This is a genomic window from Curvivirga aplysinae (genome assembly GCF_009711445.1).
Taxonomy (GTDB): domain Bacteria; phylum Pseudomonadota; class Alphaproteobacteria; order UBA8366; family Aestuariispiraceae; genus Curvivirga; species Curvivirga aplysinae.
The window spans coordinates 1-9,300 of record NZ_SMMC01000096.1 but is presented as its reverse complement, the minus strand read 5'-3'; the positions used below and the strand labels follow the sequence as shown (position 1 = coordinate 9,300).

Below are 9,300 nucleotides of genomic sequence, written 5' to 3'. Positions count from 1 at the left end.
TTACACGGTTGACTCTACAAGCTAGTCGTGCTCATCTTTCGACTGGATTTTTTGAAGGCTGCAGGAACTGTTTTTTATAATTAATTCTTTCAGCATGAAAAATTGGTCTAAGAGATGATCATCAATGATCACTAAAAAAATAAAATTTCTTTCTGAGGGAGAATACATTGAAAAAATTGTTAATTTTGGCGGCAGCTGCTGGCCTTATGTCTGCAACTGCGATGACCGCCGCAAATGCAGAAACTCTACGTTGGGCACGTAAAGGGGATTCTTTAACACTTGATCCACATTCACAAAATGAAGGTGCAACACACGGTCTTGCGCATCAAATGTATGAACCTCTCCTTATGCGGGATATGACAGGTAAAATTATTCCAACATTGGCAACCGAATGGGCTGCTACGGATAATCCGTCTGTATGGGAATTCAAATTACGTGAAGGCGTTAAATTCCATAACGGAGAAGACTTCAATGCGGATGATGTAGTTTTCTCAATTAAACGAGCATTGATGGATACTGCAGAAATGCGCGGTGTAATCAATACAATTAAAGATGCACGTAAAGTTGACGATTATACAGTTCACATTGAAACACATGGTCCGAATCCGCTTTTGCCGAACGTTTTGACCAATACATTCATGATGGATGAGGGTTGGACAAAATCTAAAAATTGTGAAGTACCACAAGATTTCAAGAACAACGGTGATAATGCATGTGTGCGTTCTGTAAATGGTACAGGCCCATATATTTTGGTGAGCCGTGCACAAGATGAGAAAACAGTACTTCGCGCAAATGAAAACTATTGGGGTAAAGGTACTTTCCCATTAGAAGTAACTGAAATCATTTACACACCAATTCAAGAAGCCGCGACACGAGTATCTGCACTACTTGCTGGTAACGTAGATTTCATCCAAGACGTTCCTGTACAAGACTTAAGTCGCGTAGAAGGCACTGATGGTTTGAAACTAGAAACTGGTGCGCAAAATCGTGTAATCTTCTTTGGCATGAACCAAGGCGATGCAGATTTGGTAAACGATGATGTTGAAGGTAAAAACCCATTAGCAGACGTTCGCGTTCGTCAAGCAATGAACATGGCGATTAATCGTGAAGCGATCAAAAAAGTCGTAATGCGCGGTCAATCTGATCCAACAGGTGTTATCATGCCTCCATTCGTGAATGGTTGGACAGAAGAATTGGATGCTATTCCGCCATATGACATCGCAAAAGCAAAGGGGTTGATGTCTGATGCTGGTTATGCTGATGGTTTTGGTATTACATTACATTGCCCAAATAACCGTTATGTAAATGACGAAGCAATTTGTCAGGCTGCAGTTGGTATGTTGGGTCAAATTGGTATCCGTGTAACATTGGACGCGAAACCAAAAGCACAACATTTCCCTCAAATTACAAAACGTACAACAGATTTCTATATGCTAGGTTGGGGTGTTCCAACATTTGACTCTGCATATATTTTCAACTTCCTAATGCAAACAGAAGGCGAAAAGTCTGGTTCTTACAATGGTAACCGTTATTCTAATCCTGAAATTGATAAGAAGATTGTAGCTCTATCTTCTGAAACAAATTTGGATAAGCGTGATGAGTTAATTGCTGATATTTGGGCGCAACATCAAAAAGACGTTGTTCACCTTCCAATCCACAATCAGGTGTTGAACTGGGGTATGGTTAACAAGATCAATTTCCAAGTTCAACCTGAAGATCAGCCATATTTCAAATTCATGACTTTCAACTAAAATAAGTCATTATCGTTTTGAAAATTGGTAACAGTCTGAAAAACAATAAAAAATGAAAGAAGGGGCTGCAAAGCCCCTTCTTCTTATTTTAACCTCTAAATAAATAGGCAATATAATATGCTTGCTTTTGTCATTCGACGTGTCGGAGAAGCTCTACTGGTACTTTTCATAGTCGCCTTGGTTTCTTTTGCCATGTTCAAGTTCATGGGAGACCCAATCCAAAGTATGGTGGGTCAAGAAGCCACATTGGTAGATCAGGAGGAATTACGAGAACGTCTTGGTCTCAACGATCCCTTCCCAGTTCAGTATGTGGCCTATCTAGGAAGAGTTTTAAGTGGAGAATTCGGCATTTCATATCGAGTTGGGCTACCTGTAGAAGAGATCATTTTAGATCGCCTACCCGCCACACTAGAATTAGCACTTCTATCGGGCCTCATTGCGATATCTTTGGGAATTTTCCTAGGTATTTATACTGCTATTAGACGCGATGGATTTGTCGCTCACTTCATTATGACGACTTCTCTCATCGGTGTTTCCCTACCAACATTCCTTATTGGTGTATTCCTGATCTGGATTTTCGCCGTTGAATTGAATGTTTTACCTTCTTATGGTCGCGGTGAAACTTTAGATGTATTTGGTGTTCCACTTTCAATTTTCACCTTGGATGGTTTGAAATCGATGATCCTACCTGCAGTTACGCTGGGTTTATATCAGATGACATTGATTATGCGTTTGGTACGATCCGAGATGTTGGAAGTGTTACGAACCGATTTTATTCGTTTTGCGCGTGCACGTGGATTAAGCAACAAAGCGATCAATTTCCGCCATGCACTTAAAAATACTTTGGTGCCGGTTATTACTGTAACAGGTCTGCAATTGGGCTCAATTATTGCCTTTGCGATCATTACTGAGACCGTCTTCCAATGGCCTGGTGTTGGTTTGTTATTCATTAATGCGGTAAATGTGGTGGATATTCCAATCATGTCTACATATTTGCTTTTGGTTGCGGTAATTTTCGTAACAATCAACCTCATCGTAGACCTATTGTATTTTTCAATTGATCCACGCCTGAAAGTTGGCGGCGGTTCAAAAGGTCACTAAGAAACAGGATCAAAATAAATGACAGAAGAAACACAAAGAGGAGCATCTGCCCGTCCTGTTTTTAAAGAGGACGAGCATCTGCCATTCTGGAAACGCTGGATGGATACAGACATTTGGCATTCCTACAAGAAATCTCCAGTGATTATTATCGCTTCCATCGCCTTTATGCTGTTGATTTTAAGTGCGATTTTTGCGCCACTAATTTCTCCATACACCCCCTTTGACCCGGGTAGTTTGAATTTGATGAATGGTTTTACGGAGCCTATGTCAAAGAATGATTTTACAGGTGATTATTTCTTCCTTGGTACGGATGATCAGGGACGTGATGTCTTTTCAACAATTCTATTCGGCTTACGTATTTCCTTATTTGTAGGATTAGCAGCTGTTTTATTCGCAATGACTTTAGGCGTTATCCTTGGCCTGATTTCTGGTTACCTAGGTGGCTGGGTAGATGGTGTCATCATGCGTGTTGCTGATATCCAAATGACCTTCCCTTCCATCATGGTTGCAATGCTTCTTTATGGCGTGGGTAAAGGTTTAACACCACCAGATCTACGTGATGAGATGGCATTGGTTGTTTTGATTATATCAATCGGCCTTTCTGAATGGGTACAATTTGCTCGGACTGTGCGCGGGGCAACTTTAGTTGAACGTGAAAAAGAATATGTTCAAGCGGGACATTTGATTGGCCTATCTAAATGGGCAATCATGTTACGCCATATCTTGCCAAATGTGACAGGCCCTATCCTTGTAATCGCAACCATTAGTTTGGCTTTGGCAATTATTGCTGAAGCAACATTAAGCTTCCTTGGTGTAGGTGCGCCAAAAACTGAACCTTCATTGGGGACACTTATCAATGTTGGTCGTCAGTTCATTTTATCAGGTGAATGGTGGATTCTTTTATTCCCATCCCTGACCTTATTGGCGCTTGCGTTATCAGTAAACCTTTTCGGTGACTGGTTACGTGATGTATTGAACCCTAAGCTAAGGTAATCCTATGTCAGAAGAAATTGTATTAACAGTCGAAGACCTGATTGTAGAATTTCCTACAAGAAAGGGTATCTTACGTCCTGTCGACCGCGTCAATTTTAACATCAAGAAAGGTGAAATTCTTGGTGTTGTTGGTGAAAGTGGCGCTGGAAAATCCATGTGCGGTTCCGCAATTGTTGGCCTTATTGATCGCCCCGGTCGTATTACAGGTGGTGAGATCAGACTTCAAAATGAGCGTATCGATAATATCTCTCATGAGAGAATGCGTAAAATTCGTGGCCGACGCATCGGTATGGTTTTCCAAGATCCATTAACCAGCTTAAATCCTTTGATGACCGTTGGTGAACAAATTATGGAAACCATCCGTGTTCATCTCAAAATATCTGAAGCCGAAGCAAGACAACGTGCTATTGCTGCTTTGGAAGAGGTTGGCATTCCTGCAGCCTCCAGCCGTGTTGATGCCTATCCGCATCAATTTTCAGGTGGTATGCGTCAACGTGTTGTCATTGCTCTTGCTCTTGCAGCCGAACCAGAGCTCATCATTGCAGATGAACCAACAACTGCTTTGGACGTATCTGTGCAAGCTCAGATTATGGCATTACTTAAAAAACTTTGTCATGAACGGGGTACCGCGGTGATGTTGATCACTCATGATATGGGTGTCATTGCTGAGACAACAGACCGCGTTGCGGTACTTTATGCAGGACGACTTGCCGAAATTGGCCCAACGAAGGATGTATTAAGTAACCCATCGCATCCATATACAATTGGATTGATGGCGTCCACACCCTCTCCTACTGGTAGTACAGAACGTTTGAGCCAAATTCCAGGATCTATGCCTAACTTAAGAGCTATTCCACAAGGATGCGCATTTAATCAGCGTTGTACAAAAGCAATCTCTGCATGTTTCAAACATCTGCCTATACTTGAACCAGTAGATAAGACGGATGTTGCATGTTGGCTTTATGATGAAGCTTACAAGGACGAAGCTGCGGAACAAAGTAAAACGCAACTCAAAGAAGGGGCGTAAAATGAGTGAAAATTCTTTAATAAAAGCATCTGATCTGGGTCGAGTTTTTGATGTTTCTAAACCATGGTTAAACCGGGTTTTAGAAGGTTCTGAAAAACAGTTTCTTACGGCTGCTGACAAAGTTCATTTTGACATCCCTAAAGGGAAAACCTTTGCTTTGGTTGGTGAAAGTGGATCTGGAAAATCTACAATCGGTAAAATGGTCGTTGGCCTTTTAAATCCGACAAGCGGTAATGTAACCGTTGATGGAGAAGATCTATTTAATCCTAAGGACAAAAAGGCCCAATTGGCTTTGCGTCGCCGTATTCAAATGATCTTCCAAAGCCCCTATGCCAGCTTAAATCCAAGATGGCGTGTTAAAAACATCATTGCAGAACCAATTAAGGCATTTAACCTACTTGAAGGTAAAGCAATTCAAACACGCGCATCTGAATTACTGGAACAAGTTGGTCTAGCTGCAACTGATGGGGAAAAATATCCTCACGAGTTTTCTGGTGGACAGCGACAACGTATTGCTATCGCGCGTGCGCTTGCTTCCAATCCAGAATTTATCGTTTGCGATGAACCGACATCCGCTCTTGATGTATCAGTACAAAGTCAGGTGTTAAACCTGATGAAAGATTTGCAAAAAGATTTAGGCTTAACCTATCTATTCATCAGTCATGATTTATCAGTGGTACGCTTTATGGCGGATCAGATTGGTGTATTATATTTGGGAAGGTTAGTAGAAATTGCAGATCGCGATAAACTGTTTGAAGCACCTCAGCATCCGTATACGCGTATGCTTATTGATGCGGCGCCTCGTGTAGATGCATTTGGCAGAACAGCAGATGCCGTCGTTGGTGAAATCCCTGATCCGATTAATATGCCTAGCGGATGTAGTTTCCATCCGCGTTGCCCATTAGCAAATGACCGTTGTAAGACGGAACCTCCGTCTCTAATAAAGCTGGATAGAGCAGAAGTTTCCTGTCACGCCGTCGAAGAAAACAGAAACAATTAAATTGTTAGCCCCTCATCAAATGAGGGGCTTTTTCTACTGTACAAACCCTGAAAAATAGTATCTAAACTCCGTTAATAATTTGTTAACTATTTAGATTGATCTATGATTACGATTGAACCTGATACCTATTGTGAAGATGGTATAATAATTACAGACTATAAAGATATTCTAATCGATTTAGATGTCATCAAACGTAGTTTTAATAAACGTCGTGCAATTGCCAACGACGAAGAATCTCGGGTTCTATTAAAGGTTAATGCACTATCTTCCGTTGGGCAGGAAGTGCAAGACTTCATTATATCAGACGAAGTTATTAAACATACAAAAGCTGTTGCGATTGTCCCCACAAGTAAAGCTGCAGCTATTATTTCAAATACCTTTTTATCATCCAGTTCCTCGCCTTATCCAATTAAAGTCTTTGAAGAGATAGAGAAAGCGAAGGACTGGCTAAATTCGATTGGGTGATTAGCCATATAATTTTTCAGTGCTATATGTTAGCATATGTCAATTAATAGATTAAGATTGGCATTCTATGATTTCAGACAGATTAAGAGTCTATCTAGATAATGACATTGTCATCATTGATTTTGGTATGGAACTAGTTTCAGTAGAATCGATGACAGAAGCTATCAGAATGCATGAGAAACTGACCGGCATCGTTAAATGTAAAGTCATTATTATATCCCAAGGTGCCCTTGATTTAGATGGTGGTGTCAAAGAATTATCGGCCTCTGAACGTGTTGTAAAATTATCAGAAGCTGTCGCCATTGTTCCTACGACGAAGTTAGGTTTTGTTCTTGCCGCACTCTTTATGAAAATTATGAAAAACCCGTTTCCTACAAAAGTGTTTTCAGATGTAGAACAGGCAAAAGAATGGCTTAACTCGGAAGATTATTGATTTGAAGCTTCATAAGCTAGTATCGCACCTGCAAGGTCTTCTAAGGCCGCCCCAACCGATTTGAATAAAGTAATTTCATTATCATTCTGACGGCCTTTATGCTTGCCACGGGTTAAGTCATATAAATCTGCACAAATATCTTCTTTAGTCATGACCTGATCTGCAATTGGTTGAACAATATCCCCGCCTTCTTTCGTTGCTCCATCAACCGTATCTACAAATACAGATGCGCGACGAATTGCTTCATCATCACTTTCACGCATAGTTGGTTTAAAGGCGCCGACTAAATCTAAATGTGTGCCCTCCTTTAACCACTCACCTTTCACAAGTGGATTAGAAGATAATGTACAACAACTGACGATATCAGCTGTTTCTACAGCTTCCTGCAGATCTTCAATTCCAACTGCTGGCATACCTTGCGCAACGAGAGTAGCTGCAAGATCTTGAGCTTTCTCAAACGTTCTTCCCCATATCTGAATTTTCTCAATATTGCGAATTGAAGAATGAGCTTGTGCCAAATTCACAGCTAAGCGACCAGTACCAACGATTGTAAGGATCTTTGCATCTTTCTTTGCAAGATAATCCGCAGCCAAAGCCGATGCAGCTGCAGTTCGACGCGCCGTTAATTCACCGCCATCAATTAATGCTAACATTTCACCTGTCTTACCACTTGAAAGCATATAGTTTCCATAAATTGCGGGTAAACCTCTTTCCATATTTCCCGGAAAAACAGAGACTACTTTAACACCGACATAGTTACCCGGAGACCAAGCTGGCATAAGAAGTAATGTAGCATCAGTTTCACCCGGCACTTCCATATCGTGATGATGACGAACAGGCATTTCACAGCCTGCCTCAAACATATCACGTAATGCTTCGACTAGTTCCTTCCATGGCAATGCATCACGTGTTTGTGCTTCATCTAAAATTTTCACGACCTTACCCCTGTCTCTCACTTAACTTTTTAATATGTTTAGCTATAAGTTCTATACCTGCATCTATTTTTTCATTTGGTACAGATGTATATCCAAGCCTGAAATAGTTACTTGGCGCCCCTTCTGAAAAAAAGAAATCTTCACAAGGCTCAATTAAAACCCCATCTTCTCTTAAGCTTTCTGCCAAATCTGAGGAATCCAAAGATTCTGGCGCTTTTACCCAGAAACATGTGCCACCAAAGGTTGGAGCAACAGATGCACCCGGTAAATAGCGATCTAATGCCTCACGCATGATTTCCCAACGCTCTTTATAGATGCGCTTCAAACGTGCAATAAAAGAATCATAATGCCCCTGCCCTAAAAATAAGGCAGCTGTACGCTGATTATTGCTGGGTGGATGACGATACATAAGACGGCGCAACGCGCGTAACTCGCGTATTAAAGGTTCTGGCGCGACAATATATCCCATTCGAAGGGCTGGAAATACGCTTTTTGACAGGCTTCCCATATAGATAACCCGCCCCTCTTTATCGAGGCTTTTTAAAGCTGGGGTTGGATTACCAATAAAATTGGTTTCCGGTTCATAATCATCTTCAAGAATTAAAAAATCTTCTTCAGATGCTTTTTCAAGTAGCGCTTTTCGACGTGCCATACTCAATGTCACAGTCGTAGGGCTATTATGGCTTGGCGTTACATAAACATAATCACAGCCGTTCAGCTTCTCATCAACAATTACACCATTTTCATCCAACGGTAAGGACTTAATCTTGGCGCCAGACTTGGTACAGAGCATATATGAATCTTGATATCCCGGCTCTTCCAAACCGACGGTATCTTTTTCTGAAATCATCAAAGCGCCAATCAGATACAAAGCATTCTGCACCCCCATTGTAACAAGAATTTGGGAGGATTTTGCATTGATGCCACGCCGCGGTAATAACCGTGTACGAATTTGATCCAGCAGTTCTGGATCATCTTCGTCATAGGCATCGAAAGACACATCTTCCATAATTTTGCGCCCCATTGCCTGTCGGGAACATTCACGCCAGGATGCTAATGGGAAAAGTGTATAATCCATTTGCCCTGCAACGAATGGATAGGGTTGCTCACGCCAATCTTTGAAATGTTTTTTATGCTTACGTCGCCCGGGTTTGAAATTTAATCGACTTTCCCAGTCATAGCTTACTTTTTCTTCGGCTTCGTTTTCTTCATCCAAACCAGAAAGACGGTCCACCGTTATATCGGGATCGACATAATATCCACTACGTTCACGGGCGACTAAAAATCCATCATCCACTAACCCCTGATAGGCCATGACGACAGTGTTACGGGATACCTTTAACTGTTGGGCAAGTTTACGGCAGGACGGCACAGCTTTCCCCGCTTCCAGCTGACCAGATAAAATCGCATCCACCAACATATGGCGTAACTGAGTTTGTATGGAACCACCTTCAGTGCGTTCCAAGTGAAAGATGGCTTCGCGCATATCATCCTCAAGAAAAATAGTTCGGCGATTATAGAATGTTATCCTCCATAAACAAAAGCGAAAAACGTCATCACAGCACATATTTATGATAACTTTTAATCCAATATAA

The 9,300-nt window shown here is 41.4% G+C and carries 9 protein-coding genes; 7 read left to right on the top strand and 2 right to left on the bottom strand.

Translation table 11 applies throughout. The features are described 5' to 3' along the window. Positions 1-167: 167 nt before the first annotated feature. From E1160_RS02200 to E1160_RS02170, 7 genes are all read left to right on the top strand, one after another. Entirely contained in the window at positions 168-1,751 is a 1,584-nt protein-coding gene (locus E1160_RS02200; RefSeq protein ID WP_218048657.1) for an ABC transporter substrate-binding protein, read from the top strand. A gap of 117 nt (positions 1,752-1,868) precedes the next feature. Beyond that, on the top strand, positions 1,869-2,852 hold the full coding sequence (locus E1160_RS02195) for an ABC transporter permease (protein WP_155153355.1): 984 nt from the start codon (positions 1,869-1,871) through the stop codon (positions 2,850-2,852). Positions 2,853-2,870: 18 nt separating this feature from the next. Next, positions 2,871-3,845: an ABC transporter permease gene (locus E1160_RS02190; RefSeq protein WP_155153354.1), complete on the top strand. Its 975-nt coding sequence runs from the start codon at positions 2,871-2,873 to the stop codon at positions 3,843-3,845. Between the two features lie 4 nt (positions 3,846-3,849). Continuing rightward, on the top strand, positions 3,850-4,872 hold the full coding sequence (locus E1160_RS02185; protein WP_155153353.1) for an ABC transporter ATP-binding protein: 1,023 nt from the start codon (positions 3,850-3,852) through the stop codon (positions 4,870-4,872). A gap of 1 nt (position 4,873) precedes the next feature. Beyond that, complete coding sequence (locus E1160_RS02180; RefSeq protein ID WP_155153352.1) at positions 4,874-5,872, top strand: ABC transporter ATP-binding protein; 999 nt, start codon at positions 4,874-4,876, stop codon at positions 5,870-5,872. Positions 5,873-5,974: 102 nt separating this feature from the next. Then, complete coding sequence (locus tag E1160_RS02175; RefSeq protein WP_155153351.1) at positions 5,975-6,337, top strand: DUF7793 family protein; 363 nt, start codon at positions 5,975-5,977, stop codon at positions 6,335-6,337. A 67-nt stretch (positions 6,338-6,404) separates the two neighbouring features. Further along, entirely contained in the window at positions 6,405-6,770 is a 366-nt protein-coding gene (locus E1160_RS02170; protein ID WP_155153350.1) for a DUF7793 family protein, read from the top strand. Here the strand turns inward: E1160_RS02170 and lhpI are convergent. Together lhpI and pdxR are read right to left on the bottom strand one after the other, a co-directional pair. After that, positions 6,764-7,705 carry a bifunctional Delta(1)-pyrroline-2-carboxylate/Delta(1)-piperideine-2-carboxylate reductase gene (gene lhpI / locus E1160_RS02165; RefSeq protein ID WP_328597109.1) on the bottom strand — a complete coding sequence of 314 codons (942 nt, stop codon included), beginning with the start codon at positions 7,703-7,705 and terminating at the stop codon, positions 6,764-6,766. The genes E1160_RS02170 and lhpI overlap by 7 nt on opposite strands. Before the next feature lie 4 nt (positions 7,706-7,709). Beyond that, entirely contained in the window at positions 7,710-9,191 is a 1,482-nt protein-coding gene (gene pdxR / locus E1160_RS02160) for a MocR-like pyridoxine biosynthesis transcription factor PdxR (protein WP_155153349.1), read from the bottom strand. Positions 9,192-9,300: the final 109 nt, after the last annotated feature.

Coding starts and splice junctions, on each gene's coding strand:
- E1160_RS02195 (WP_155153355.1), top strand. CDS start 1,869: ATGCTTGCTTTTGTCATTCGACGTGTCGGAGAAGCTCTACTGGTACTT.
- E1160_RS02190 (WP_155153354.1), top strand. CDS start 2,871: ATGACAGAAGAAACACAAAGAGGAGCATCTGCCCGTCCTGTTTTTAAA.
- E1160_RS02185 (WP_155153353.1), top strand. CDS start 3,850: ATGTCAGAAGAAATTGTATTAACAGTCGAAGACCTGATTGTAGAATTT.
- E1160_RS02180 (WP_155153352.1), top strand. CDS start 4,874: ATGAGTGAAAATTCTTTAATAAAAGCATCTGATCTGGGTCGAGTTTTT.
- E1160_RS02175 (WP_155153351.1), top strand. CDS start 5,975: ATGATTACGATTGAACCTGATACCTATTGTGAAGATGGTATAATAATT.
- E1160_RS02170 (WP_155153350.1), top strand. CDS start 6,405: ATGATTTCAGACAGATTAAGAGTCTATCTAGATAATGACATTGTCATC.
- pdxR (WP_155153349.1), bottom strand. CDS start 9,191: ATGCGCGAAGCCATCTTTCACTTGGAACGCACTGAAGGTGGTTCCATA.